Source organism: Streptomyces xanthophaeus (genome assembly GCF_000725805.1).
Classification (GTDB): Bacteria; Actinomycetota; Actinomycetes; order Streptomycetales; family Streptomycetaceae; genus Streptomyces; species Streptomyces xanthophaeus.
Map to the genome: position 1 here is coordinate 105,733 of NZ_JOFT01000027.1, position 24,909 is coordinate 130,641.

23 protein-coding genes and 1 pseudogene are annotated in these 24,909 nt (G+C 72.6%); 2 read left to right on the forward strand and 22 right to left on the reverse strand.

Annotated elements, in window-relative coordinates; all coding sequences use genetic code 11:
- Positions 1-171 precede the first annotated feature (171 nt).
- From dprA to proS, 16 genes and pseudogenes are all read right to left on the reverse strand, one after another.
- Positions 172-1,452, reverse strand: a complete 1,281-nt coding sequence (gene dprA, locus IO30_RS0117710; RefSeq protein WP_051902382.1) for a DNA-processing protein DprA — start codon at positions 1,450-1,452, stop codon at positions 172-174.
- Complete coding sequence (locus IO30_RS0117715; RefSeq protein ID WP_031144147.1) at positions 1,449-3,083, reverse strand: YifB family Mg chelatase-like AAA ATPase; 1,635 nt, start codon at positions 3,081-3,083, stop codon at positions 1,449-1,451. The genes dprA and IO30_RS0117715 overlap by 4 nt, the downstream gene beginning before the upstream one ends.
- The gene (locus IO30_RS0117720; RefSeq protein ID WP_031144148.1) at positions 3,083-3,454 is read right to left on the reverse strand and encodes a YraN family protein; all 372 of its coding nucleotides are present in this window, start codon (positions 3,452-3,454) and stop codon (positions 3,083-3,085) included. The genes IO30_RS0117715 and IO30_RS0117720 overlap by 1 nt, the downstream gene beginning before the upstream one ends.
- 108 nt (positions 3,455-3,562) lie before the next feature.
- Entirely contained in the window at positions 3,563-3,871 is a 309-nt protein-coding gene (locus IO30_RS0117725) for a DUF2469 domain-containing protein (protein ID WP_005311352.1), read from the reverse strand.
- A 55-nt stretch (positions 3,872-3,926) separates the two neighbouring features.
- Positions 3,927-4,418, reverse strand: coding sequence for an NUDIX hydrolase (locus IO30_RS0117730; protein WP_031144151.1), 492 nt, complete (start codon positions 4,416-4,418; stop codon positions 3,927-3,929).
- Positions 4,419-4,461: 43 nt separating this feature from the next.
- Positions 4,462-5,244 carry a signal peptidase I gene (lepB, locus tag IO30_RS0117735; protein ID WP_031144153.1) on the reverse strand — a complete coding sequence of 261 codons (783 nt, stop codon included), beginning with the start codon at positions 5,242-5,244 and terminating at the stop codon, positions 4,462-4,464.
- A 44-nt stretch (positions 5,245-5,288) separates the two neighbouring features.
- Positions 5,289-6,191, reverse strand: coding sequence for a signal peptidase I (gene lepB / locus IO30_RS0117740; protein ID WP_031144155.1), 903 nt, complete (start codon positions 6,189-6,191; stop codon positions 5,289-5,291).
- Positions 6,127-7,185, reverse strand: a pseudogene (gene lepB / locus IO30_RS0117745) (signal peptidase I). Before lepB (IO30_RS0117745) ends, lepB (IO30_RS0117740) begins: the two are co-directional and overlap by 65 nt.
- On the reverse strand, positions 7,178-7,909 hold the full coding sequence (lepB, locus tag IO30_RS0117750; RefSeq protein ID WP_037894399.1) for a signal peptidase I: 732 nt from the start codon (positions 7,907-7,909) through the stop codon (positions 7,178-7,180). Before lepB (IO30_RS0117750) ends, lepB (IO30_RS0117745) begins: the two are co-directional and overlap by 8 nt.
- A gap of 44 nt (positions 7,910-7,953) precedes the next feature.
- The gene (gene rplS / locus IO30_RS0117755) at positions 7,954-8,304 is read right to left on the reverse strand and encodes a 50S ribosomal protein L19 (protein WP_031144161.1); all 351 of its coding nucleotides are present in this window, start codon (positions 8,302-8,304) and stop codon (positions 7,954-7,956) included.
- Between the two features lie 133 nt (positions 8,305-8,437).
- Positions 8,438-9,259 (reverse strand): tRNA (guanosine(37)-N1)-methyltransferase TrmD, encoded by an 822-nt coding sequence (trmD, locus tag IO30_RS0117760; protein WP_031144163.1) that lies wholly within the window; start codon positions 9,257-9,259, stop codon positions 8,438-8,440.
- Positions 9,259-9,819: a ribosome maturation factor RimM gene (gene rimM, locus IO30_RS0117765; protein WP_031144165.1), complete on the reverse strand. Its 561-nt coding sequence runs from the start codon at positions 9,817-9,819 to the stop codon at positions 9,259-9,261. Before rimM ends, trmD begins: the two co-directional genes overlap by 1 nt.
- A gap of 125 nt (positions 9,820-9,944) precedes the next feature.
- The gene (locus IO30_RS0117770; protein ID WP_007266827.1) at positions 9,945-10,184 is read right to left on the reverse strand and encodes an RNA-binding protein; all 240 of its coding nucleotides are present in this window, start codon (positions 10,182-10,184) and stop codon (positions 9,945-9,947) included.
- 2 nt (positions 10,185-10,186) lie between these two features.
- Positions 10,187-10,624, reverse strand: coding sequence for a 30S ribosomal protein S16 (rpsP, locus tag IO30_RS0117775; RefSeq protein ID WP_031144168.1), 438 nt, complete (start codon positions 10,622-10,624; stop codon positions 10,187-10,189).
- A 248-nt stretch (positions 10,625-10,872) separates the two neighbouring features.
- Positions 10,873-11,469, reverse strand: a complete 597-nt coding sequence (locus tag IO30_RS0117780; protein WP_031144170.1) for a hypothetical protein — start codon at positions 11,467-11,469, stop codon at positions 10,873-10,875.
- A gap of 210 nt (positions 11,470-11,679) precedes the next feature.
- Complete coding sequence (proS, locus tag IO30_RS0117785; protein ID WP_031144172.1) at positions 11,680-13,092, reverse strand: proline--tRNA ligase; 1,413 nt, start codon at positions 13,090-13,092, stop codon at positions 11,680-11,682.
- Between the two features lie 131 nt (positions 13,093-13,223).
- Between proS and IO30_RS0117790 the strand changes: the two genes are divergently transcribed.
- A complete protein-coding gene (locus tag IO30_RS0117790; RefSeq protein WP_031144174.1) occupies positions 13,224-13,958 on the forward strand; it encodes a hypothetical protein in 735 nt (244 codons plus the stop codon).
- Positions 13,959-13,977: 19 nt separating this feature from the next.
- Here the strand turns inward: IO30_RS0117790 and ftsH are convergent, their stop codons facing one another.
- The 6 genes from ftsH to nsdA all read right to left on the reverse strand — a co-directional run bounded on the left by ftsH (position 13,978) and on the right by nsdA (position 23,803).
- Complete coding sequence (ftsH, locus tag IO30_RS0117795) at positions 13,978-15,954, reverse strand: ATP-dependent zinc metalloprotease FtsH (RefSeq protein WP_051859523.1); 1,977 nt, start codon at positions 15,952-15,954, stop codon at positions 13,978-13,980.
- A gap of 127 nt (positions 15,955-16,081) precedes the next feature.
- On the reverse strand, positions 16,082-17,656 hold the full coding sequence (ffh, locus tag IO30_RS0117800; RefSeq protein WP_031144178.1) for a signal recognition particle protein: 1,575 nt from the start codon (positions 17,654-17,656) through the stop codon (positions 16,082-16,084).
- Between the two features lie 162 nt (positions 17,657-17,818).
- A complete protein-coding gene (locus IO30_RS0117805) occupies positions 17,819-20,248 on the reverse strand; it encodes a [protein-PII] uridylyltransferase (RefSeq protein WP_031144180.1) in 2,430 nt (809 codons plus the stop codon).
- Between the two features lie 17 nt (positions 20,249-20,265).
- Entirely contained in the window at positions 20,266-20,604 is a 339-nt protein-coding gene (locus IO30_RS0117810) for a P-II family nitrogen regulator (RefSeq protein ID WP_031144182.1), read from the reverse strand.
- Positions 20,601-21,947 (reverse strand): ammonium transporter, encoded by a 1,347-nt coding sequence (locus IO30_RS0117815; protein WP_031144184.1) that lies wholly within the window; start codon positions 21,945-21,947, stop codon positions 20,601-20,603. Before IO30_RS0117815 ends, IO30_RS0117810 begins: the two co-directional genes overlap by 4 nt.
- A 365-nt stretch (positions 21,948-22,312) precedes the next feature.
- Positions 22,313-23,803 carry a transcriptional repressor NsdA gene (nsdA, locus tag IO30_RS0117820; protein WP_031144186.1) on the reverse strand — a complete coding sequence of 497 codons (1,491 nt, stop codon included), beginning with the start codon at positions 23,801-23,803 and terminating at the stop codon, positions 22,313-22,315.
- Positions 23,804-24,209: 406 nt separating this feature from the next.
- On the opposite strand from nsdA, the gene IO30_RS0117825 reads away from it, so the two are divergent.
- Positions 24,210-24,878: a bifunctional DNA primase/polymerase gene (locus tag IO30_RS0117825; RefSeq protein WP_031144188.1), complete on the forward strand. Its 669-nt coding sequence runs from the start codon at positions 24,210-24,212 to the stop codon at positions 24,876-24,878.
- Positions 24,879-24,909: the final 31 nt, after the last annotated feature.

Consider the following 24,909-nt stretch of genomic DNA (forward strand, 5'->3'; position numbering starts at 1 on the left):
GCGTGACGGAACTGTCGCGGTGCGCGAAGAGTACGGGATCGCGCGGGGGCCCAGGCGCGTCCCGGCTCGCGCGGGCGACCCGGGACCGGCGCCTGGCGCTCGGTCCCGTCGACTGCCACCGGGAAGACCGCGTCTCTCATCGGTTTCACTCTTTCACCGGAACGCCCCAGGTCAACCACCGCCTCGCCGGGGAGCTCCGGTTTGCGTGCCCTCGGCAGCCGTTCCCCTGCTCAACTCCCAGCCGTCGCCCTGCCGTTCGACGAACCCCAGAGAGTGAAGTTCGTACAGTCTGCCGATGACTTCATCGGTGCCGATGCCCGCGGCAAGTGCCAACTGCTCGGGCTGCGCGGGCCGCCCGGCAGGCAGCGCTTCGAGCACACGGGCGGCCGCCGGCCGGAGCAGGTCCCGGGCGAGTACCGGCCCGCGCCGCTCGGGGGCCAGCTCGCCCATGCCGCCGACCAGTTCGACCACCTCGGCCGCATCGGTGACCAGGACGGCCTCGCCCCGCAGCAGTTCGTGCACCCCGGCGGAGAGCGCGCTGGTCGCGGGGCCGGGGACGCCCATGGTGAACCGCCCGAGGTCCTGGGCCCGCCGGGCGGTGACCAGGGCCCCGCTGCGCAGGGCCGCCTCCACCACGACCGTGCCCCGGGTCAGGGCGGCGATGACCCGGTTGCGCAGGAGGAACCGGCTCCGGGTGGGATGGCTCCCGGGCGGCAGTTCACCGAGGACCAGCCCCTGCCCCGCGATCCGGCCGAGCATCCCGGCGTGTCCCCGCGGGTAGGCGACGTCCACCCCGCAGGCCAGCACCGCGACCGTGGCCCCGCCCGAGGCCAGGGCTCCCCGGTGGGCGGCGCCGTCGATCCCGTACGCCGCGCCCGAGACGACGACCCAGCCCCGCTCGGCCAGCCCGGCGGCCAGGCCCTGGGCCATGTGCGCGCCGTACGGGGTGCAGGCCCGGGCCCCTACGAGCGCCACCGAACGCAGCGCCCAGGCGCGCAGGTCCGGCATGCCCCGCACCCACAGCCCGACCGGACGGGCGTCGCCGAGGTCGTCGAGCTGGGTGGGCCACTCCGGCGAGCCGGGCACGACGAACCGCACGCCCGCCTCGGCGGCCGCCGCCAGGTCCCGCCCGGGGTCGGCCCGCGCAGCCCGTCCGCGGTACCCGGCGAGCCGCTCCGGCCCCACCCCGGACAGCAGCCCCGCCTCCGCCTCGGGCCCGCTCAGCAGCCGCATCAACTCCACGGCCCCGAACTCCCGCAGCCACCGCCCCCCGCACGCGTCCCCAGGCTCGACGACCCGCGTCAACGCCACCCGCGCCAGCAGGGCTTGCTCCTCGGCCCGGCACCCGCTGCCGGCCTCCCGGCCCTCGGCCGCCTGCGCCGAAGGACCGGGCCGAGGCTCCGTCAGCGGCACTGGCAGCAGCCGCGGTTCCGGCTGCTCGGCCCCGGTCATGACCGGGCCTGCTCGGACACCGTCGCCCCGCGGGCGATCCCCGTGCGCAGCTCCAGGGCCACGGCCATGTCCATCGCCTCGGGGCGGTCCCTCCCCCGCAGGTCCGCCACGGTCCACGCCACACGTAGCACCCGGTCCAGCCCACGGGCGGTGAGCAGCCCGCGCTCCAGATCCCGCTCGGCCTGCGCCATCGCCCCCGCGGCCGCATGCCAGCGGGTGCGCAGTTCCTGTCCCGGCACCTCCGAGTTGAGCCGCCAGGGAGTGGTGGCGAGCCGCGCCTCGGCCCGCTCCCTGGCCTCGCGGACCCGGTCGGCGACCACCGCCGTGGATTCGCCCCGGCCGCCCTGCCCCAGCAGATCGGACCGGGTCACGGGCTCCACCTCCACCCTCAGGTCCACCCGGTCGAGCAGCGGGCCGGACACTCTCGCCTGATAGCGGCGGATCACCGAGGGCGGGCACTCGCACCCGGCCCCGAGCAGCGTGTGCCGCCCGCACGGGCACGGGTTCGCCGCGAGGACCATCAGGAACCGGGCCGGCAGCCGGACCACCCCTGCGGCTCGGGCGATGACCACGTGCCCCGATTCGAGCGGCTGCCGCAGCGCGTCCAGCGTCCGGCTGTGGAACTCGGCGGCCTCGTCGAGGAACAGCACGCCGCGGTGGGCCAGGGAGACGGCCCCCGGCCTCGGGATCCCGTTGCCTCCGCCCACCAGGGACTGCAGGGTCGCCGAATGGTGCGGCGCGCAGTAGGGCGGCCTCGTGATCAGCGGCTGGCCGGGCGGGAGGATTCCCGCGACCGAATGGACGGCGGTGACCTCCACGGAATCCCGGCGGGTGAGATCGGGCAGCAGGCCCGGCAACCGCTCGGCCAGCATCGTCTTGCCGGCCCCGGGCGGGCCGCTCAGGAAGAGGTGGTGTCCGCCTGCTGCCGCCACCTCCAGCGCCCGGCGGGCGCAGTGCTGCCCGGCCACGTCGGCAAGGTCGGGGCCGTCCGCACCGTCACCCTGGCCGGAGCGCCCGCCCGCCAGCCCCGCGCTCAGACCCGTGCCCGGGAGGAGGAGACCGGCCAGTATCGGGTCCGGGCGGCCGGGTGGGTCCGGCGGGAGGTCCTCGGGGACGACTGCGTCCGTCAGGACCGCGATCAGCTGGCGCAGGCTGCGCACGCCGAGCACGGAGACCTCCGGCACGAGCACGGCCTCCGCCGCGCACTGCTGCGGCACCACCACCTGCCGGTACCCGGCCTCCGCCGCGGCGAGCACCGCCGGGAGGATCCCCCGCACGGGACGTACCCGCCCGTCGAGCCCCAGTTCCCCGATGAGCACGAGGTCGGCGATCGCCGCCGGGTCGACCACCTCGGCGGCGCCCAGCACGGCCGCCGCGACGGCCAGGTCGAATCCCGAGCCCCCCTTGGGCACCGAGGCGGGGCTGAGGCCGACCGTGAGCTTCTTCTGCGGCCACGCCGCGCCCGAGTTCACCACCGCGGCCCGCACCCGGTCCCGGCTCTCGACCAGGGTCTTGTCCGGCAGTCCCACCAGGGTGAAGGCCGCGACCCCCGGTTCGAGATCGGCCTGGACCTCCACGACCACCCCCTCGACGCCCACCAGGGCCACCGAGCAGGCGCGCGCGAACCCCATCAGGCCACGCCCCTGGCGTGTTCCACCACGGGCGCACCGCGCCGGGGCAGCAGGACGCCGACGAGGTCGATGCGCACCCCGCCCGTCGGCGGTCCGCCGTGGTCGGCGAGCCAGCGCCCGGCCAGCCTGCGCAAGCGCTCGGCCTTGCCGGGCCGCACGGCGGCCATGGGGTGCTCGAAGGGGCCCTCCCGCCGGGTCTTGACCTCGCACACGACGAGGGCGTCACCGTCCCGCGCGACGATGTCGATCTCGCCGCTGCGGCACCGCCAGTTCCTGGCGATCACGGTCATCCCGGCCTCGGTCAGCCGTCGGACCGCCAGCTCTTCGCCGTACCGCCCCAATGCCTGCTGTGCCACGCCCTTCGCGTTCATCCGGCACCACCTCCGGCACCGACGGTCGCGCACCCCCGCCCACCCTGTGGATCTTGGTGGACAACCCCTGCGTTGTGGACAACCCCGTCACCCTCACGGGGTCGGACCTCAGCTGCCGGGCAGTTCGAGATCGCTCTTGTTGAGCTCCTCGATGTTCACGTCCTTGAAGGTCAGCACGCGGACCTGCTTGACGAACCGGGCCGGCCGGTACATGTCCCAGACCCAGGCGTCGGCCATCGAGACCTCGAAGAAGACCTCCCCCTGGACCGAGTGCACCTGCATCTCGTAGTCGTTGGTGAGGTAGAAACGACGTTCGGTCTCGATCACGTACTTGAACAGCCCGACGACGTCGCGGTACTCCCGATAGAGCTTCAGCTCCATCTCGGTCTCGTACTTTTCGAGGTCCTCGGCACTCATGGCATGTTCCCCTTCAGCCGTGCGTCCCCCTATTGTGCGCCAGGCCCCTTCGCCCCTAAACGATTTCCGGGGCCAGGACCACCGGCGTACACGGAGGGCCGTCGTCGAGCAGCGTCCGCAGCAGCTCGGCGAGTCTGGTCGGGTACACCGTCTCATGGGCCGCGAGAAGTTCCTCGGAGGTCCACCACCTTGCTCCGGTGACGCTGCGCCGCTCCAGCTCGGTGAGGCCGCTCATCTCGGTCGCGGTCTGGGCGGTACGGGCGAGGAAGTACCACTCGTCCTGCTCCCAGCGCCGCCCGTCGAACGGGAACGAGCAGTAGCGGTGCCAGAGCACCGGACCCAGCGCGACGTCTGTGATCCCCGTCTCCTCGGCGAGCTCCCGCAGCGCGGCCTGCTCCCGGCTCTCGGCGCCCTCCAGGCCTCCGCCCGGGGTGAACCACCAGTCCTCCGCCGGGTCCGCCGGTTCGAAGCCGTGCAGCAGCAGGATCCGGTCCGCGGGGTCCAGCAGGATCACCCGTGACACCTTCCGTGCCCCGGCCCCACCCACGGGTCCGGGTCCGGGCCCGGCCGACGCCGTACCTGCGGGCCCGTCAGCGGGCACCGGACCGCTCCCTGCGCCTGCCGCGCCCCAGAACCCGTACGAGCGGCCCGTACGCGGCCCCGAGCACCACGAGGACCGCTCCGGCCGCCACCATCACGACCTGGAGCCGCAGCGGCCCCGGCTGCGAGATCCCGCCGGGCAGTGCCGCGTAGGTCTGCGGCCGCTCCAGCATCCGCATGGACGGCCACGCCAAGGCGTCGACGCGGGCGCTGACGGCCGACCGGGCCACGGTCCCCTGCCCGGCCTCCTGGAGGTGGGCACGGGAGTCCAGCGAGGCGCCGCGCCGGTCGCCCAGCAGGAAGAGGTTCCCCTCGGGCACGGTCACCTCGAAGGGCGTCCCGGGCGCCGGGGGCTCCCCGGCCGGGACGGCCAGACCCGATTCCGGCTGGGTGGCGTCGATGAAGGGCTCGTCGAGCGGGACGCCGTTCACGGTCAGCGCGCCGCCCGCGCCGGTGCTCTTCACGGTGTCGCCGCCGATGCCGACGACCCGCTTGACCATGGGCGAATCGCTCCACATGGAATCAGTAAAGATGACCACGTCCCCGCGGCGCACCTCGTCGCCGTCGATGCGCTGCGCCAGCACCCGGTCGCCGGGACGCACGGAGGGCATCATCGAGTCGGTCGGCACCGTGTAGGGCTGGTAGAGCAGCGCCCCCCAGAGGAAGCCGCCGAGGAAGAGGGCAAAACCAATGGCCACGGCGATTCCCGACAGCACGTTGCCGAGACCGCCGTGGCCGTCCCTGCCACTGCGTATTGCTTGTGTCCCGCCCATTCCAGCGCCCCCACACCTCGGAGATCGTCGACCTGGGCGGCACCCTACCCGGCGGTACGCCCCCGGGTCAGCCTCCGCCGCCGCCACATCACGAGCGGAACCGCGCCGGTGAGCCCCAGCGCGGCCGGGCCGAGCCCGACCGGCGCCAGTCCGGAGGCCCCGAGGCCGAGCGCGGCGGCCTCGGCCTGCTTGCCGATGCCCGGCTGGTCGAAGGTGTCCGGGATGGGCAGGGTGGACCAGCGGGTGACCGGCCACGCGACGACGACGGCGCGGCCGACGACCTTGTCGACCGGTACGAAGCCCTGGGTGGAGTCCTGCATGTGGTAGCGGGAGTCCTGGGAGTTCTGCCGGTGGTCGCCCATGACCCAGATCTTGCCCTCGGGCACCTTGATCGGACCGAAGGGGGCGTCGTCGCACGGGGTGTTGCCGGGGAAGATGTACGGCTCGTCCAGCTCCTTGCCGTTGACGACGACCGGTCCCCCCTTCTTGCACTCGACCGTGTCCCCGCCGATCGCGATGGTCCGCTTGATCAGGTCCTTCTCGTCCGCGGACGGCATCAGGCCGATCTTGCTGAGGATCTGCTGCATGAAGTTCGGCTCGGGGGTGGGCTCCCCGGACAGCCAGTTGGCCGGGTCGTGGAAGACGACGACCTCGCCCCGCTCGGGCTCGGAGCCGAACCACGGGGTCAGCTTGTCCACCAGCACCCGGTCGCCCCGCTGCAGGGTGTTCTGCATCGAGTCGGACGGGATCGAGAACGCCTGCACCAGGAAGGTCTTGATCAGCAGGGCCAGCAGCAGGGCGATGCCGATGAGGAGCGGCAGCTCCTTCCAGAAGGACCGGTGCGCATGTGCCTTGGCACCGCCGTCCTCCTCGGCCTCGCGCTCAACGGCGTCGTCGTCCGGCCGCTCCTCGCCCTCGTCGCGTCCGGATCGAGCGCCTACCGCCACATCCCCCACATCCACTCCTCAATCGAGATCGCTGCCCGCGCCGATTCGGACACGGGCCCTCCCCTCCCTTAACGAGCGGGAGTTCCCTAAGGCGCGGGAGACCCAGGACACACTATGCGAACGGCGAGCCCCGACCGCGCCGACGCCGCCCGCGCGCCTCGGGTCCTGCGGCGCGCCGCGCCTCGCGCCGTGCCTGGTCGGGGACCATGCGGAAGGTCTCGGGGGTCTCCAGCCGGCGCCAGTGCCCGAAGGGCCAGGCGATCACCACGGCCTCGCCCACGACCCCGTCCTCGTCGATCGTGCCCTCGAAGGCCTCGTCGAGGTGGTAACGGGAGTCCGCCGAGTTCGCCCGGTGGTCGCCCATCACGAAGAGCCGCCCGGCGGGCACCGTCACCTCGAAGCGGATCTCCGAGGGCGCGTTGCCCGGGTTCACGTACGGCTCATCGAGCGGCGCGCCGTTGACGGTGACCCGGCCCTTGGCGTCGCAGCACTTGACCGTGTCCCCGCCGACCCCGATGACGCGCTTGATCAGGTCCTGCTCGTCCGCCGAGGGCAGCAGGCCGATGAAGGTCAGCGTCTGCTTGACCTGCTTGACCCCGACGGGGTCCGGGGCGGGCCGGGCCTCCTCGCCCTTGAGCCAGCCGCCGGGGTCCTTGAACACGACGACGTCCCCGCGCTCGATCGGGGAGCCGAACCACGGGGTCAGTTTGTCGACCAGGACGCGGTCGCCGATGCGGATCGTCTGCTCCATCGAGCCCGACGGGATGAAGAAGGCCTGGACGAGGAAGGTCTTCAGGACCAGGGCGATGCACAGCGCCACGACCACCAGCAGCGGGATCTCGCCCGCCCGCCGGGTGCGGCGGCGCCGTCGTACCCGGCGGGCGGTCCGGCGCCGCTCGGCCCGGCCGCCCTCCGCCACGGGGGCCCGCTCCGGCTCCGGCTCGGGTTCCGGCTCCGGCTCGCGTGCGCCCCTCGGCCTGCCCCGGCTACCCATGTCCGCCGCCGGCCGAACCCCAGCGCGAGACGGGCCAGCCGATCCAGTCGGCCCGTCCGATCACCTTCTCCACCGGCACCATCCCCCCGCCCGGCTCTCCCAGGTGGTCCCGGGAGTCCCGGGACTGGGAACGATGATCACCCATGACCCAAAGGGTCCCAAGGGGTACGACGACACGGAAGGGCACCTTCGAGGGCGCATCCCCGGGATACAGGTACGGCTCGTCCAGCGGGACACCGTTGACCTCGATGCGGCCCCGCGCGTCGCAGCACACCACGTCGTCGCCGCCCACGCCCACGACCCGCTTCACGAAGTCGGTGTCCGAGGGCTCCGCGAGTCCCAGCGCCGAGGCCGCCCCGTGCAGGGCGTCGCCGACCGCGCTGCCGCCCGCGCGCTCCCGTACGAAGGAACCGGTGCCGTCGAAGACCACCAGGTCACCGCGGGCCGGCCGGTCGCCGAAACGGTACGCCAGCTTGTTGACCAGGACCCGGTCCCCGACCTGGAGCGTCGGCTCCATCGAGCGGCTGGGGATCAGGAAGGGCTGCACCACGAAATTGCTGAGCAGCAGCAGGAAGACGGTGCAGAGCAGACCGATCACGCCGGCCCGCCGCAGGGTCAGCGGCCGCCGGTCCGCGCGGCGCCGGGAGAACGCAGAACGCGGCCGCTCCTCCCCCTTTTCGGGAGAGGAGTGACCGCGCTGCGTGTGAGGTGCTTCGGTGTCCATCGGGGGCGAGCCTATCCGGCCACCCCCGGACCCCGAAGGGGACCTCAGTTGTCGCGCTTCTCCTTGATCTTCGCGGCCTTGCCGCGGAGCTCACGGAGGTAGTACAGCTTGGCGCGGCGCACGTCACCACGGGTGACGAGCTCGATCTTCTCGAAGATCGGGGAGTGGACCGGGAAGGTACGCTCCACGCCGACGCTGAAGGAGACCTTGCGGACCGTGAAGGTCTCGGAGACACCGGCGCCCTGGCGACGGATGACGACGCCCTTGAACTGCTGGATACGGGAGCGGTTGCCCTCGATCACGCGGACGTGGACGTTGACGGTGTCACCCGGGCGGAAGGCCGGGACGTCCGAGCGGAGCGCGGCGGCGTTGACGCCATCGAGCAGGTGAGACATGTTCTTCGTCTGCTTTCTTCGCACGACGCCACAGGTCGCCGGTGCGGGTTTCCGTAGAGAATTCGGGAGCTGTGGGACCCGGCGGACGACGGTCCCCCTGTGGCAGGGGCGCCCGCGAGCACACAGCAGCCGCCTATTCTTCCACGGCCTGCGGCCTGCGCCAAAATCGGCCGTCCTCGGACGGCTTCCAGCCCAGGATGGAGAGGATCTCGCGGTCCTTCTTGTCGAAGGCCGCGGCCTCGCAGCGCTCGATCAGGTCCGGGCGGTTGCGCGCGGTCCGCCGGAAGGCCTCGTCGCGGCGCCAGCGGGCGATCTTCCCGTGGTGCCCGCTGAGCAGCACCTCCGGGATGTCCCGGCCGCGCCAGAGCGGGGGCTTCGTGTAGACCGGGCCCTCCAGCAGGTTCGCCATCTCGCCGGGGGCGAAGGAGTCGTCGCGGTGCGACTCGGCGTTCCCCAGCACCCCGGGCAGCAGCCGGGCCACGGCCTCGGTCACGACCAGGACGGCCGCCTCGCCGCCCGCCAGGACGTAGTCGCCGATGGAGACCTCGTAGACCGGCATCCGTGTGGCGTACTCGTCCATGACGCGGCGGTCGATGCCCTCGTACCGGGCCGGGGTGAAGATCAGCCACGGGCGCTCGGAGAGCTCGACGGCCAGCTCCTGCGTGAACGGGCGGCCGCTGGGCGTGGGCACGACCATGACGGGACCGCGCGCGCCCGCTTCGTATCCGTCGGCGAGCGCGGAGTCCAGGGCCTCGCCCCACGGCTCGGTCTTCATGACCATGCCGGGACCGCCGCCGTAGGGGGTGTCGTCGACCGTGTTGTGCCGGTCGTACGTCCATTCCCGCAGGTCGTGGACGTGCACGTCGAGCTGGCCGCGGGCGCGGGCCTTGCCGACGAGGGAGACGTTCAGCGGTTCCAGGTACTCGGGGAAGATCGTGACGACGTCGAGACGCATCAGGCGTCGTCCCCGGCTGCCTCGTCACGGGTCGAGTCGATGACCGCGTCGCGCTCGTCGATCAGCCCGGGCGGCGGGGTGATGACGCAGCGCTGCTCCTCGAGGTCGATCTCGGCGACGATCTCCTCCACGAAGGGGATCATCACCTCGGAGCCGTCGGGCCGCTCGACGATGAAGAGGTCCTGCGAGGGCAGGTGGGAGATCTCGGTGATCCGGCCGATCTCGGTGCCGTCGGCGAGGACCACGTCGAGGTCCATCAGCTGGTGGTCGTAGTACTCGTCCTCCTCCTCCGGCAGCTCGGAGGGGTCCACCTCGGCGATCAGGAGGGTGTTGCGCAGCGCCTCGGCGCCGGTGCGGTCCTTGACGCCGGCGAAGCGGAGCATGAGCTTCCCGCTGTGCACGCGGCCGGTCTCGATCGTCAGCGGCCCCACCGTCGCGGGCTCCGTCTTGAGCACGGCGCCGGGACTGAGCCGCAGCTCGGGCTCGTCCGTGCGCACCTCGACGGTGACCTCACCCTTGATGCCGTGGGCGCGGCCGATCCGCGCGACTACCAACTCCACTGTGCTCTTCCCTTACTGCGGCGTGGTTGCTCAGATCAATGGTCGCTCCCGCCCGGGGGCGGAAACGACTCGGGCCGGGGCGGGCGACGAACGCCCTCCCCGGCCCGTGCCGGTGTTTCAACTTCTCAGCGGACCTGGTCCACGTCGACGAGGTCGACGCGGATCCCGCGGCCGCCGATGGCGCCCACGACGGTACGCAGAGCACGTGCGGTGCGGCCGTTGCGGCCGATCACCTTGCCGAGGTCGTCGGGGTGGACCCGGACCTCGAGCACCTGCCCGCGGCGCAGGTTGCGCGAGGCGACCTGCACATCGTCGGGGTTGTCCACAATGCCCTTCACGAGGTGCTCAAGAGCCTCCTCGAGCATGCTCAGGCCTCGGTCGACTCGGCGGCGGCCTCAGCCTCGTCCGCCTTCTTGTCGGCCTTCTTCGCCTTCTGCGTGATGGCCTCGCCCTTGGCGTCGCCACCCTCGAGGGCCTTGGCGAACTCGTCGAAGGAGCGACGCTTGCTCTCCTTCGTCTCCGGCTGCAGGAGCGGCGCGGGGGCGGGGAGGCCCTTGTGGGCCTGCCAGTCACCGGTCAGCTTCAGGATGGCGAGCACAGCCTCGGTGGGCTGGGCGCCGACGGACAGCCAGTACTGCGCACGCTCGGCGTTGACCTCGATGCGCGACGGGTTGTACGTCGGGTGGTAGATACCGATCTCTTCGATCGCGCGACCGTCCCGGCGGGTGCGGGCGTCGGCGACGACGATGCGGTAGTGCGGCTGGCGAATCTTGCCGAGGCGCTTGAGCTTGATCTTGACTGCCACTGGAGTGGTGTCTCCTGAACTTGACGTGGTTGGGCACATGAGATGCCACGTGGGGTTGCGGTACTCGGGTGCCCGATGGACGCGTCAGCCGGAGGAGAGAGGGGTCCTATGCGACTGTCGAGTACAGCTGTCCATTGTGCCATACGCCCGCGCCGGACCCAGCCGGGCGGGTCGGCCCGCGGTGCACCGCCCCGGCGCCCCGCCCCTCGGCCGCAGCGGCCGTCCGGGAGGGGGGTCCGGGGCCGGGGTCAGGAGGCCGCCGCGATGGCCACCTCGGGGATGCGGAAGGGCTTCATGCAGCCCCCGCACACGATCGGCGCCTGGGCGAGTACGGACGGGACCACCCGCACGTTGCGCCCGCAGTCGCAGACCGCCTTGACGCGGACGCCGCCACCGGAGGAGCCGTGCCGTGCGGCCGGTCCTCGGAAGCTGCGCTTGGTGTCGGCCGCGGTGGCGGCGGTGTGCGCCTTCAGGGCGCGCTGGAGCCGCTCCATCGTCGGGCGGTAGCGCTTCTTCGCCTCGGGATTGAGCGTGACCAGGGAGAAGCCGCTGCTCGCGTGCGGTTCCTCCGAGTGGTCCAGCCCCATCTCCTCGGCGATCGCGAGGAATCTGCGGTTGTGGTAGCGGCCGGCGCGCGAGGTGTCTCGGACCCCGCGTGCGGCGGCGATGCCGTGGACTGCCTCGTGCAGCAGTCGCTCGAAGGAGAGCTCGGCGCCGCAGGCGGACGAGGACTCTCCGATCAGGGACTCGGGCGCGGCAAGGTCAGGCAGCTCGGGGTGGTACCGCTGAATATCGGCCCACGCCTGCGCCAGCTCTGCGGCGAGAACAGGTGGTGTCGTGCTCACGTCGTGACAACGAGCCGAGGTGCCCCGGTGTTCCGATTCCGGGCCATTCCAAATTTTTTGCACGTACCAGTCAGTTCAGTCTCATGCGTCCGGACGAGGACGGGTGCGCCGAACTCAGGAGGAGTCGGTACGTAACGTCGACCGGGACGCATCAGCCCCGGCGTGCGGAACGGGCCGCGCGCCGGGGCGTGGGTACTGCTCGGGTACCGCTCAGTAGGAGCGCGCGACGATCGCGAGCGTACCGGGGGCGTCGTCCGCCTCCGGAACCGACCCGTCCTCGGCGATCAGGCAGCGTACGGAGACGGCCTGTTCGGCCAGCTTCGCCTCGCCCGCCGGACCGAGGTCCGCCCACGGGATCCGGGCCCAGCCACCGGCGACGGCGGCCTCGGCCGCCTCCTCGATGGTCGACACGTCGGAGGTGCGGGCCTCGCGGCGCTCGCGGGACTCGCGCAGCAGCTGCGCCTGGTCCTCGTCGAGCACCTTGGGCAGCAGGTCGGCGAGGGCGTCGATCTGCACCGGCGTCTTCCCGCCCGGGATCCGGCGGGCCAGCATCGCGGTGCCGGCCTCCAGGTCGCGGGGGCCGATCTCGATGCGGACCGGTACGCCCTTGAGCTCCCAGTCCACGGCGCGGCGGCCGAACGGGGTGTCGACGCGGTCGTCGACCTGGACGCGCAGGCCGGCGGCCTTGAGCTGGGCGCCCAGCTCGCGGACCTTGGCGACGGCCTCGTCGCCCTTGATCGCCATGACGACGACCTGGACGTGCGCGAGGCGCGGCGGGACGCGCAGGCCGTTGTCGTCGCCGTGCGACATGATCAGGCCGCCGACCATGCGGGTCGAGACGCCCCACGAGGTCTGCCAGACGAGCTCCTGCTTGCCTTCCTTCGACAGGTACTGCGTGTTGAAGGCCTTGGCGAAGTTGGTGCCGAGCTCGTGGCTCGTGCCCAGCTGGAGGGCCTTGCCGTCGCCCATCATGCCCTCGAGGGTGAGGGTGTTGATGGCGCCCGCGAAGCGCTCCTTGGCGGTCTTGCGGCCGAGCACGACGTCGATGCCGAGCACGTTCGTCATGAAGTCGCCGTAGACGTCGCGGTGGATGCGCGCGGCGTACTCGCGGGCCTCCTCGTACGTGGCGTGGGCCGTGTGGCCCTCCTGCCACAGGAACTCGCTCGTACGGAGGAACACGCGCGGACGCATCTCCCAGCGGACCACGTTGGCCCACTGGTTGATGAGCAGGGGCAGGTCGCGGTAGCTCTGGACCCACTTGGAGAAGTAGTCGTTGATGATCGTCTCGGAGGTGGGCCGGACGACGACCGGCTCCTCCAGCTCCTTGCCGCCGCCGTGCGTGACGACCGCGAGCTCGGGGGCGAAGCCCTCGACGTGCTCAGCTTCCTTCGTCAGGTACGACTGCGGGATGAACAGCGGGAAGTACGCGTTCTGGGCGCCCGCGTCCTTGATGCGTGCGTCCATCTCCTGCTGCATCCGCTCCCACAGGCCGTATCCGTACGGCCGGATGACCATGGTGCCGCGCACGGGGCCGTTGTCGGCCAGCTCGGCCTTGTTGATCAGATCCTGGTACCAGCGGGGGAAATCCTCCGCCTGGGGGGTGAGAACGGGAGCCTTTGCCATGGCGCGAATGGTACGGCGCCGGGCGCATCGAGCGTGAATCGGGTGGCGCGCTCCTCTGGACGCGGGGGCGAATGGGGAGTTCTCTGGCAACGGGGGCAAGGGGGCGACACGGAATCAGGAGCGCTCTTTCGATGACACCGACGCCGACGGCGACGCTCGTCGCCCGGGACTGGGCTGAGATCCAGGAACGGATGCTGGTACCGCTCTACGAAGCGGTCTACGACCGGCTGGAGGTCGGGCCGGGTGACCGGCTTCTCGGCCTCGGCTGCGGGGCCGGCCTGGCCCTGCTGCTGGCGGCCGGGCGGGGAGCCGTGGCCACGGGCGTGGAGGCGGATCCGGCCAGGCGGGCGCTGGCCCGCGAGCGGCTGCTGGAGGTACGGGCGGCCCCGCCGTCCGCGCCCGGCGGCCACGACGCCCTGTTCGCCTTCGCCCCGCCCGCCGCGGCCCTGGACGCGGCCCTGCCCGCGGTCCGGCGCGGCGGGGCCGTGGTGCTGGCGGGCTGGGGCCCCGCGGAGCGCTGCACCGTCCCGGCGGTCCTGGGCGGCGGGCCGGTGCCCGAGGACCTGGACGCGGCCGTGGAGCGGGCGGGTCTGCGGCCGGACGGCTCGGGCCGGGTCTTCTGCCCGTTCGGGTACGCGGACGTGGACAGCGCGGTGCGCGGGCTGCTGTCGACGGGGCTCTACCCGGGGGCGGGTACGGGTGCGGGCGCCGGCTCCGCCGCGGCCTCCGGGGCGGCGCCCTTCGGGATGTCCGATCCGGCGCTGGCGGAGAAGGAACTCGCGGAGGCACTTCACCCGTACGAGCGGTCCGACGGCGCCGTGTGGCTGCCGAACATCTTCCGGTACGTGATCGCCCGGGTGCCGTGAGCGCCGGGCGGCGGCCCGGTCAGTCCGCTCCGTGGCCCTTCGTCAGGCGCGGGATCCCGGCGGCGGCGTAGGCGGCCGCCTCGTCGAGGGTCTCGGCGGCGAGGAGGGCCTCGGCCAGGGCGTCGAGCTGCGGCCGGTGCTCGCGCAGGAGGCGGCAGGCGTCCTCGTAGCACTCGTCCACCACCCGGCGCATCTCGTGGTCCACGGCGTCGAGGGTGGCGGGGGCGGCGGACAGGCCGTACGGGCTCTGTCCGTCGGACGGGATGGCCGTGAGGCGGCCGACGCGGGCGCTCATGCCCCAGCGGCCGACCATGCCGCGGGCGAGGCCGGTGACCTGTTCGAGGTCGCTCTCCGAGCCGGTGGTGATGACGTCGTAGACCACGTGCTCGGCGGCCATGCCGCCGAGGGCTCCGATGATGCGCCCGCGCAGGTACTCCTCGGTGTAGGCGTACCGGTCCGCGTCGGGGGTCGAGAGGGTGACGCCGAGGGCCCGGCCGCGGGGCACGATCGTGATCTTGCGGACCGGGTCGGCGCCCGGCTGGAGCATGCCCAGCAGGGCGTGTCCGCTCTCGTGGTAGGCCGTGCGGCGGCGCTCCTCCTCCGGCATGACCAGTGACCTCTCCGCGCCGAGCTGGACCTTCTCCAGAGCGTCGGACAGGTCGGCCCGGGTGACCGCCTGCTGCCCGCGCTTGACGGCGAGCAGCGCGCCCTCGTTGGCCAGGTTGGCCAGTTCGGCGCCGGTCATGCCGGGGGTGCTGCGGGCCACCTGGGCCAGGTCCACGTCCTCGGCCAGGGGGATCTCGCGGGTGTGGATGCGCAGGATCGCCTCGCGGCCCCTGCGGTCGGGCGGGGAGACGACCACGGTCCGGTCGAAACGGCCGGGGCGGGTCAGGGCCGGGTCGAGGACGTCGGCCCGGTTGGTGGCGGCGAGGACGACCACGCCCTCCGAGCCGGTGAAGCCGTCCATCTCGGTGAGGATCTGGTTGAGGGTCTGTTCGCGCTCGTCGTGGCCGCCCATGCCGGCGCCTGCGCCGCGGGCCCTGCCGATGGTGTCGATCTCGTCGATGAAGATGATCGCGGGGGCCACCTTGCGTGCCTCGGTGAAGAGTTCGCGCACCCGGGAGGCGCCGACGCCGACGATCATCTCGATGAACTCGGAGGCGGAGGCGGAGAAGAAGGGCACCCCGGCCTCGCCCGCGACCGCCCGGGCGAGCAGGGTCTTGCCGGTGCCGGGCGGTCCGGACAGCAGGACGCCCCGGGGCATGCGGGCGCCCATGCGCCGGTACTGCTGGGGGTTCCTGAGGAAGTCGACGACGTCGTTGAGCTCGCCCTCGACCTCGTCGATGCCCGCCACGTCCTCGAAGGTGGTGCGCGAGGTGCCTTCCTGGAGTTCCACCGGCTTGGGCGGGGCCTTGCGGCCCAGTCCGCCCATGCCGCCGCCCATCCCGCCGGCCATCCGGCGGGCGATGAACACCCACAGGAGGATCAGCAGCAGCATCGGGGCGAGGGAGAGCAGGAGGTTGGCCAGGAAGCTGCGCTGCTCGACGACCGGGGAGGCGGTCACGGTCACGTTCTGCTTGGTGAGGTCGGCCCACAGCGCGTCGTCGGCGAAGGCCGGGCGCTGGGTGACGAATTTGGTGTAGTCGCCCTTGTCCCCGTCGGGCAGCGGCTGCTTCGCCTTCAGCTGGCCCTGGATGGCGTCGCCCTTGGAGTAGATCTTCGAGACGTTGCCGCTCGCGACCTGCTTGCTGAACTCGGTGTACGAGATGGTCGGCTCGTCGCCCTCGTTGAAGAAGGACAGCACGACGTTGGCCACCAGGTAGACGATCAGCGCGGTGAGGATCAGTCCCCGCCAGCCGCCCGGCATCCGCTTCTTCGGGGCGGGGGCGGGCGGCGCCCCCTCCGAGCGCCAGGGTGTGTCGGCCCGGTCGCGGGGCGGTACGGGGGTGGGACTGGGCACGGGGCGCCTCCTTCTGCCGTCCTCCCGGCCGACCATAAGCGACAAACCCACCCATTGCTCCCGCAGGGGCCGTACGCACGACAAGGCCCCGGCCGGGTGACGTCGCTGGTCACCGCCCCGGCCGGGGCCCCGTACGCGCGGGTGCGCGCACCTGTCGCTCGCCTTACTTCATGAACTTCTTGAACTCGTCGGGAAGGTCGAAGTCCTGCCCCTGGGCCCCGCCGCCGGCCGGGAGGCCGAAGGGGTTGCTGCCCGGCGCGGGCTCGATCGCCTGGGGGCCCTGCTCCCGGCGCGCGGCGGCTGCCGCCTCTTCTTCCTTGCGCTTCATCGGGTTGCCGCTCTTGCGCTTGCCCTTGGCCTGCTTGACCTGCTTCTTCTGCCGGCCGGGGCCGCCGCCCATCCCGGGGATGCCGGGCATCCCGGGCATGCCGCCGCCCTGGGCCATGCGGGACATCATCTTGCGGGCGTCGAAGAACCGCTCGACCAGCGACTTGACGGCGCTGACCTCGGTGCCGGAGCCCTTGGCGATACGGGCACGGCGCGAGCCGTTGATGATCGTGGGGTCCTGGCGCTCGGCCGGGGTCATCGACTTGATGATCGCGGCGGTGCGGTCCACGTCGCGCTCGTCGATGTTGTTGATCTGGTCCTTGATCTGACCCATGCCCGGGAGCATGCCGAGGAGCTTGGAGATGGAGCCCATCTTGCGGACCTGCTCCATCTGGGCCAGGAAGTCGTCGAGCGTGAACTCCTTCGGGCCCTTCTGCAGCTTGGCCGCCATCTTCTCGGCTTCGGCCTGGCTGAAGGTCTTCTCGGCCTGCTCGATGAGGGTGAGCATGTCACCCATGTCGAGGATCCGGCCCGCCATGCGGTCCGGGTGGAAGGCGTCGAACTCGTCGAGCTTCTCGCCGTTCGAGGCGAACATGATCTGCTTGCCGGTGACGTGCGCGATCGAGAGCGCGGCACCACCGCGGGCGTCGCCGTCGAGCTTGGAGAGCACGACGCCGTCGAAGCCGACGCCGTCGCGGAAGGCCTCGGCGGTGTTGACCGCGTCCTGGCCGATCATGGCGTCGACGACGAAGAGGATCTCGTCGGGGCTGACGGCGTCGCGGATGTCCGCGGCCTGCTGCATCAGCTCCTGGTCGATACCGAGGCGGCCGGCGGTGTCGACGATCACGATGTCGTACTGCTTGGTGCGCGCGTACTCGATCGAGTCCTTGGCGACCTGGACCGGGTCACCGACGCCGTTGCCGGGCTGGGGCGCGTAGACCGCGACGCCCGCGCGCTCGGCGACGACGGAGAGCTGGTTGACCGCGTTGGGGCGCTGGAGGTCGCACGCGACGAGGAGCGGGGCGTGGCCCTGCCCCTTCAGCCAGAGGCCGAGCTTTCCGGCGAGGGTGGTCTTACCGGCACCCTGGAGGCCGGCCAGCATGATCACGGTGGGCGCGGTCTTGGCGAAGCGCAGCCGGCGGGTCTCGCCGCCGAGGATCGTGACGAGCTCGTCATTGACGATCTTGAGGACCTGCTGGCCCGGGTTCAGGGCCTTGCTGACCTCTTCGCCGCGCGCGCGTTCCTTGACGTTCGCGATGAAGGAGCGGACTACCGGCAGGGCGACGTCGGCCTCGAGGAGGGCGATACGGATTTCCCGGGCCGCTGCGTCGATGTCAGCCTCGGACAGCCGGCCTTTGCCGCGCAGGCCCTTGAAGGTATTCGCCAAGCGGTCGGAGAGCGTATCGAACACGGTGGTCGCGATTCCTCGGGTCGGGGGCGTGATGGTCGTCCCCCAGGGTATCGGGCCGCGCCGCCGGCCTGGCCCTGCGGGCGGCATTGCGTCCCGCACCCGCCCCGTCGCCGGTGCGGAACCCGGCGACGGGGCGGAGGGGCCGGGGAGGTGAGGGGCCCGTCACACCAGGGCCGCCTCCACCGCGGCGGCCAGGGCGGCCGCGCCAGGTCCGGTCAGCGGCTTGCCGTCCGCGTCGACCACGTACAGCGAGTCCACGGCATTGGCCCCGAGCGTCGAGACGTGCGCGCTGCGGACCCGGACTCCCCCGGCCTCCAGGGCCCGCCCGATGCGGTGCAGCAGCCCGACCGCGTCCGGGGCGCGCACCTCCAGGACCGTGGCGAGGGAGGACACCGCCGGGACCACCGTGACCCGGGGCGGCGGCGGGACCACCCCGCGACGGCGCGGATAGGCGGCCTCGCGGTCCGCCAGCTTGGCCGGGACGTCCAGCGAGCCGTCCAGGGCGCGCACCAGATCGGTGCGCAGCCGCGCCGCCTCGGGCAGCGAGCCGTATTCCGCGGCCACCCGCCAGCGGAGCACCAGGACCTCTCCGAGCCGGTCCGGGAGCTCCAGGGAGCGCAGTTCCGCCGCCCGGACGGTGAGCCGGTGCAGGGCCAGCACCCCCGACACCGCCGGGAGGACCCCCGGCTGGTCCGGGACGGCCACGACGAGTTCCACCCCGACCGCGTCCTCGTCCTCCTGGCGGGCGTGCAGGGCGAGCACCGGCTCGCCCGTGCGCAGGGCCTCCACCGCCAGGCGTTCCTCCTCGGTCGAGGGGATCTCCGGTTCGGTGGGCTCGGGGGCCGCGCCCCGCAGGACGGCGGCGACGCGTGCGACGAGGTCCTTGACCAGGGAGGCCCGCCAGGCGCTCCACGCCGCGGGGCCGGTGGCCAGGGCGTCCGCCTCCGTCAGCGCGTGCAGTATCTCCAGCGTGCCGACGGACCCCACGGCCCCGGCGACCGCGCGGACCGTCGCGGGGTCGTCCAGGTCGCGGCGGGTCGCGGTGTCGATCAGCAGCAGGTGGTGGCGTACGAGGGTCCCCAGGACGGCGACGTCCTGTGCGTCGAAGCCGACCCGGGCGGCCATGTCGCGCGCGATGGTCTCGCCGGCCACCGAGTGGTCCCCCGGCCAGCCCTTGCCGATGTCGTGCAGGAGCGCGGACATCAGCAGCAGGTCGGGGCGGCCGACCCGGCGGGTGAGGGCCGAGGCCCGCACCGCCGTCTCGATGAGGTGGCGGTCCACGGTCCAGGTGTGGACGGGGTTGCGCTGGGGGCGGCACCGTACGCGTTCCCAGTCGGGCAGCAGCCGTGTGATCAGGCCCTCGGCCTCCAGGGCCTCCCACACGGCGACCGTCGGCTCCCCCGCGCCCAGCAGCGTCAGCAGCTGTTCGCGGGCCTCGGCCGGCCAGGGCACGGGCAGCGGCCTGGCCTGGGCCGCGAGCCTGCGCAGGGCGTGCAGCGACACGGGCAGGCCCGCCTGCGCGGCGGCGGCGCCGAGCCGCAGCGCCAGGACGGGGTCGCGTTCCGGCCGGGCGGCGAGCGCCAGGACGGCCTCGCCGTCGGACTCCACCACGCCTTCGGCCAGCGGCGCCCGCTCCACCGCCGGAGCGCCCCGGGTGCCGAGCAGTCCGCGCAGCCTCGGCCGGGCCGCGCGCGCCCGCACCACCCGGCCGACCTCCCGCCAGGTCACGTCCCCGGCGTACGCGACCACCCGCGCGGCCTCGTACACCTCGCGCAGCAGGGCGTCCGCGTCGAGCAGCCCGAGCTGCTCCGCGACCTGGGCCTGTTCCTGGAGGGCGAGCCGGTCGGTGGCCCGGCCGGTCACCAGGTGCAGGGCGTCCCGCGCGTCCAGCAGCCGCCGCCGGGCCTCGGCCAGCCCCTCGCGCGGGGCGTCGGCGAGCCAGGACGCGGCGACGGCCCGCAGCGCGGTGGCGTCCCGGAGCCCGCCGCGGGCCTCCTTGAGGTCGGGTTCCAGCAGGAAGCGCAGCTCCCCGGACCGCTCGGCCCGCTCCCGGCACAGGGCGTGCAGCTGCGGGAGCCGTTTGACGGCCTGGTTGCGCCAGTCGGCCAGGACGGAGGTGCGCAGTCCGGCGAGCAGGCCGGCGTCCCCGGCGACGGCCCGCGCGTCCAGCAGGCCGAGGTGCACCTTGAGGTCCTCGGCGGCGGTCCTGCGGGCCTCGGCGGGGGTGCGCACCGAGTGGTCCAGGGCCAGGCCGAGGTCCCAGACGGGGTACCAGAGCCGGTCGGCCAGGGCACTCAGGGCCCCGGGTTCGGCCTTGCCGTCGTGCAGCAGGACCAGGTCGAGGTCGCTGCGCGGGGAGAGTTCGCCCCGGCCGTAGCCGCCGACGGCCACCAGGGCGGCGCCCCGTACGCCGGTCTCGCGTGCGGCGGTCCGGAACAGGGCGTTCAGCCAGTCGTCGGTCAGCCCGGACAGGGCGGAACGGCGCGAAGGCCCGGACCGCGACTCCTCCTGGAGGAGTCGCAGCCGGGCCGCGGCGTATCCGCTGGGTCCCGAGTCGGCCGTGTGGTCCGTGGTCTCTTCGACGCTCGTCACCCAGGAGCTCCCGTCACCTAGAGCGCGTCAGCGCCGCGCTCGCCGGTGCGGACCCGGACGACCGAGTCCACGGGGACGCTCCACACCTTGCCGTCACCGATCTTGCCGGTGCTGGCGACGCGCACGATGAGCTCGATCAGCTCTTCGGCGTCGCTGTCGTCGACGAGCACCTCGACGCGGATCTTCGGCACGAGGTCCACCTGGTACTCGGCACCGCGGTAGACCTCCGTGTGGCCGCGCTGGCGGCCGTAGCCGCTGGCCTCGGAGACCGTCAGGCCCTGGACCCCGAAGGCCTGGAGGGCTTCCTTGATCTCGTCCAGCTTGTGCGGCTTGACGATCGCGGTGATCAGCTTCATGCGTCTACCTTCTTGCTCGCAGCGGCGGAGGGGGCGGGTGCGGCGGTGTTCCGCGAGGCGGCTCCGCCGCCGGCTCCGCTGAAGTCGTATGCGGTCTCGGCGTGTTCGGCCTGGTCGATGCCGGCGACCTCGACGTCCTCGGTGACCCGCATCCCGATCGTCTTGTCGAGGAGGAGGGCGAGGACCGCGGACACCACGAGAGAGTAGGCGAGGACGGCGAAGACGCCGATGGCCTGCTTGCCGAGCTGCTCCAGGCCGCCGCCGTAGAAGAGGCCGGCCACGTCGGACTGGACGCCGCCGGTCGCGAAGAGGCCCACGAGCAGGGATCCGGCGACACCGCCGACGAGGTGGACGCCGACCACGTCGAGGGAGTCGTCGAAGCCGAACTTGTACTTGAGGCCGACGGCCATGGCGCACAGCACACCGGCGATGGCGCCGACCGCGATCGCGCCGAGCGGGGAGACGGCGCCTCCGGCCGGGGTGATGGCGACGAGGCCCGCGACCGCGCCCGAGGCGGCGCCGAGGGTGGTGAAGGAGCCGTGGCGCAGCTTCTCGTAGGCGAGCCAGGCGAGCATGGCGGCTGCGGTGGCGACCTGGGTGTTGACGAACATGACCGCGCCGACGCCGTCGTCGTTGCCGAGCCAGGAGCCCGCGTTGAAGCCGAACCAGCCGAACCAGAGCAGACCGGCGCCGAGCATCACCAGGGGGAGGCTGTGCGGGCGCATCGGGTCCTTCTTGAAGCCGACGCGCTTGCCGATGACCAGGATCACGCCGAGGGCGGCGGCGCCGGCGTTGATGTGGACGGCCGTGCCGCCCGCGAAGTCGATGACGCCGAGCTCGAAGAGCCAGCCGCCCGCGCCCCAGACCCAGTGGGCGACGGGGAAGTAGACGACGGTGACCCACAGGGCGGTGAACAGGGCCCACGCGCCGAACTTCACGCGGTCGGCCAGCGCACCGCTGATCAGGGCGGGGGTGATGACGGCGAACATCAGCTGGAAGACGGCGAAGACGTACACCGGGATGGTGTAGCCGTCCCACAGTTCGGTGATGCCGATGCCGCTGAGGCCGACGTAGTCGGAGTTCCAGCCGATGAGGGAGCCGGAGTCGGTGCCGAAGGCGAGGCTGAAGCCGTAGAGGACCCACAGGATCGTGACGATCCCGAGGCTGATGAAGCTCATCATCAGCATGTTGAGGCTGCTCTTGACGCGGACCATGCCTCCGTAGAAGAAGGCGAGTCCCGGGGTCATCAGCATGACCAGGGCGGAGCAGATGAGCATGAACCCGGTGTTCGCAGCAGACAGCGTCGGGGCGTCTGCAGCGAGGGTCGTGATGGCTGATGCCATCGGCGTCTCCTCGTCGTCGGTACGTTCGCGTGCGGGCGATCGTGAAAACCTGAGCGGCGTTAAGGGGTGTCCGGCCGGGCCTGGGGAGCTGGCCGGTTATTGACCCCGAGATTCGCGCAGGCCGGTTTCCGGCGGCGCCGCTGGGTGTTTCGTGCCGATGACGAAGGCGTCCGGGCTGTTACGGGGTGATGAACACCGCGGCCGTCGGCCGGACGGTCTCGACGGCGGGCGGCCCCCTGTGCGGGAGGGGTCGCCGGAGGGGGTGCCGGCCGCGGCAGTACCCGGATGTCCTGGCTGGGGGAGCCTGATCGGGCTTCACGGGGTGACTGCCGCGGCCGGGGCCTTGGGGGCGGCCGCGAGGGCCGTCAGACGGCCTCCGCGGCTTCCGGGAGCCGGGAGGCGAGGTGGTCGGTGAGCCGGACGACCTCGGCGACGTCGCCGTACTCACGGGCGGCGGAGTCCACGGTCTTGCGCAGCCGCGTGTTCACCCGTTCGGACCGCACCTTTCCCGCCACGTCCAGGGCCCGGTCGACGAGGACGGCGGCCTGCTCGGGCTCGCGCTGGAGCAGGTGCACGGTGGCCATGCCGATGAGGTTGAGGGCGTAGGAGCGCTGGTGCTCCTCGTCCTTCTCGAAGAGCTGGACGGCCCGCTCCATCACGGGTTCGGCCAGCGAGGCGTACGTGGGGCTGCGTCCGGCGACGTAGGCCAGGTCGCGGTAGGAGTGGGAGTTCTCGCCGTTCAGTTCGGCCTCGGAGAAGAACCGGATCCAGTCGGGTTCGGGCTCGCCGCCGAAGCCGACGTCGCCGTAGGTGTCCTCGGCCATCCGCACGGCCCGCTTGCAGCGGCTGGGCTGGCCCATGTTGGCGTAGGCCCGGGCCTCCATCGCATACAGCATGGCCTGGGTGCGCGGGCCGGCGCAGTCGCGGCTGCCGTACTGCGCGAGGTGGATGAGTTCCAGGGCGTCCTCGGGGCGGCCCAGGTGGATCATCTGGCGGCTCATGCCCGAGAGGATGTACGAGCCCAGCGGCTTGTCCCCGGCCTCCTTCGCGGCGTGCAGCGCGAGGACGAAGTACTTCTGCGCGGTGGGGTGCAGTCCGATGTCGTAGCTCATCCAGCCGGCCAGTTCGGCGAGCTCCGCGGCGACCTTGAAGAGCCGCTTCATGACGGGCGCCGGGTGGTTCTCCTGGAGCAGGTCGGTGACCTCGTGGAGCTGGCCCACGACGGCCTTGCGGCGCAGTCCCCCGCCGCACTGGGCGTCCCACTGGCGGAACATGACGGTGGTGGCGTCGAGGAGGTCGAGTTCCGGTTCGGAGAGCCTGGGCGGCCGGTAGCCGCCGGGTGCGGCCGCCGGCCCCGCCTCGCGCGGTCCCGGGTCGGCGACCGGGACCGGGACGAGCCAGCGCTGCATGGGCTCGATGAGGGCGGGGCCGGCGGAGAGGGCGAGCGAGGTCCCGAGGAAGCCGCGGCGGGCCAGCATCAGGTCGCTGCGGGAGAACTCGCCGAGCAGTTCGACGGTCTGCGGACCGGCCCAGGGCAGGTCGACGCCCGAGACGGACGGGGTCTGGTGGGCGGTGCGCAGGCCGAGCTGCTCGATGGCGACGACGGAGCCGAAGCGCTCGGAGAACAGCTCGGAGAGGATGCGCGGGACGGGTTCGCGGGGCTGCTCGCCGTCGAGCCAGCGCCGTACCCGGGAGGTGTCCGTGCTGATGTGGTGGGCGCCCATCTGGCGGGCCCGGCGGTTGACCTGGCGGGCGAGCTCGCCCTTGGACCAACCGCTGCGGACGAACCACGAAGTCAGCTGATCGTTCCGGTCAACCGATTCCTCGCTCGTTCCGCTTGCGCCGCTGCCGCTCACTGGAACGCCCCCATCCGCTCAGCCTCTACACACGGAACCCTGGCTGGGACGGCAAGCGCCGCCACGGACCTTCACAAGTCCTTCACTCATTGCCTCCGGCATACCCACGGACGGGCCCGCCTTCGGGGTTCGTGTACCGAAAGTAATCCTACGATCACCCCCACGGCGAGGTCGATTCCACAAACGCCACCATTCGCCACCCCTTCGAATGAACTCGCCACCGGCCAGGCGCGATTCACTTGACACGAGGCGAAAACGGATCGGTTGGACTGGAGTGCGCCCGGGGCGTGCGCGGCGAGGAGTGCGCCGTGCGGCTCCGGAAGCCGTCCCTCGGGGGAGCTTCGGCAGCCGGTCCCGCCGACGTCGTAACCACCGGCGCGTCCGACCCGTTGGAGGGGGCATGGGCATGGGCTTCACGATCGGCGGCAGCCGCGGCACCAGGGAGTTCCGTTCCGGCGTCCGGCGCCGCGGACGGACCTCGGAATGCACGGCGGTGGCGGAGTACACCGGACTGTGGGGCTGGGACGCGGTACCCGGTGCCCGCGCCGCGGCGCCCGCCCGCGACTGCTCCTGCGGGGACGCCGGGTGCACCGCGCCCGGGGCGCACCCCCTGGCCTTCGCCCCGACGGTCAAGGCCGGAGCCACCCTGGACGAGGTCACCGAGGCCTGGGGCGGGTACCCGGGCGCGGCGGTCCTGCTGCCGGCGGGCCGTTCCTTCGACGTCATCGAGGTCTCCGAGGAGGCCGGCCGGCGCGCCCTGGTCCGGCTGGAGCGGATGGGCCTGCCCCTGGGTCCCGTCATCGGGACCCCGGACGGCCGGGCGCAGTTCTTCGTGGCCCCGGGCGCCGCGGCCGAGCTGCCCCAGCTGCTGTACCGGATGGGCTGGGACGACGCCGACCTCGACCTGCGGGCCCTGGGCCACGGGGCGTACGTCACCGCCCCGCCCTCCGACCGGGCGGGGCTCGGCCCGGTCTGCTGGCTGCGGCCGCCCGCGCTGGACTGCGCCGGGAGCCCGCCCCAGGCCCGGCTGCTGCTGGGCACCCTCGCCTACCTGTGCCACCGCTTCCGCCGCTGATGCTGTGACATCGGCGGCCCCGGACGTGCCG

Bases quoted from the DNA above. Each gene is read 5' to 3' on its own strand.
- dprA (WP_051902382.1), bottom strand. From the start codon at position 1,452: ATGACCGGGGCCGAGCAGCCGGAACCGCGGCTGCTGCCAGTGCCGCTG.
- IO30_RS0117715 (WP_031144147.1), bottom strand. From the start codon at position 3,083: ATGGGGTTCGCGCGCGCCTGCTCGGTGGCCCTGGTGGGCGTCGAGGGG.
- IO30_RS0117720 (WP_031144148.1), bottom strand. From the start codon at position 3,454: ATGAACGCGAAGGGCGTGGCACAGCAGGCATTGGGGCGGTACGGCGAA.
- IO30_RS0117725 (WP_005311352.1), bottom strand. From the start codon at position 3,871: ATGAGTGCCGAGGACCTCGAAAAGTACGAGACCGAGATGGAGCTGAAG.
- lepB (WP_031144153.1), bottom strand. From the start codon at position 5,244: ATGGGCGGGACACAAGCAATACGCAGTGGCAGGGACGGCCACGGCGGT.
- lepB (WP_037894399.1), bottom strand. From the start codon at position 7,909: ATGGACACCGAAGCACCTCACACGCAGCGCGGTCACTCCTCTCCCGAA.
- rplS (WP_031144161.1), bottom strand. From the start codon at position 8,304: ATGTCTCACCTGCTCGATGGCGTCAACGCCGCCGCGCTCCGCTCGGAC.
- trmD (WP_031144163.1), bottom strand. From the start codon at position 9,259: ATGCGTCTCGACGTCGTCACGATCTTCCCCGAGTACCTGGAACCGCTG.
- IO30_RS0117770 (WP_007266827.1), bottom strand. From the start codon at position 10,184: ATGCTCGAGGAGGCTCTTGAGCACCTCGTGAAGGGCATTGTGGACAAC.
- proS (WP_031144172.1), bottom strand. From the start codon at position 13,092: ATGGCAAAGGCTCCCGTTCTCACCCCCCAGGCGGAGGATTTCCCCCGC.
- IO30_RS0117790 (WP_031144174.1), top strand. From the start codon at position 13,224: ATGACACCGACGCCGACGGCGACGCTCGTCGCCCGGGACTGGGCTGAG.
- ftsH (WP_051859523.1), bottom strand. From the start codon at position 15,954: ATGGTCGGCCGGGAGGACGGCAGAAGGAGGCGCCCCGTGCCCAGTCCC.
- IO30_RS0117810 (WP_031144182.1), bottom strand. From the start codon at position 20,604: ATGAAGCTGATCACCGCGATCGTCAAGCCGCACAAGCTGGACGAGATC.
- IO30_RS0117815 (WP_031144184.1), bottom strand. From the start codon at position 21,947: ATGGCATCAGCCATCACGACCCTCGCTGCAGACGCCCCGACGCTGTCT.
- IO30_RS0117825 (WP_031144188.1), top strand. From the start codon at position 24,210: ATGGGCTTCACGATCGGCGGCAGCCGCGGCACCAGGGAGTTCCGTTCC.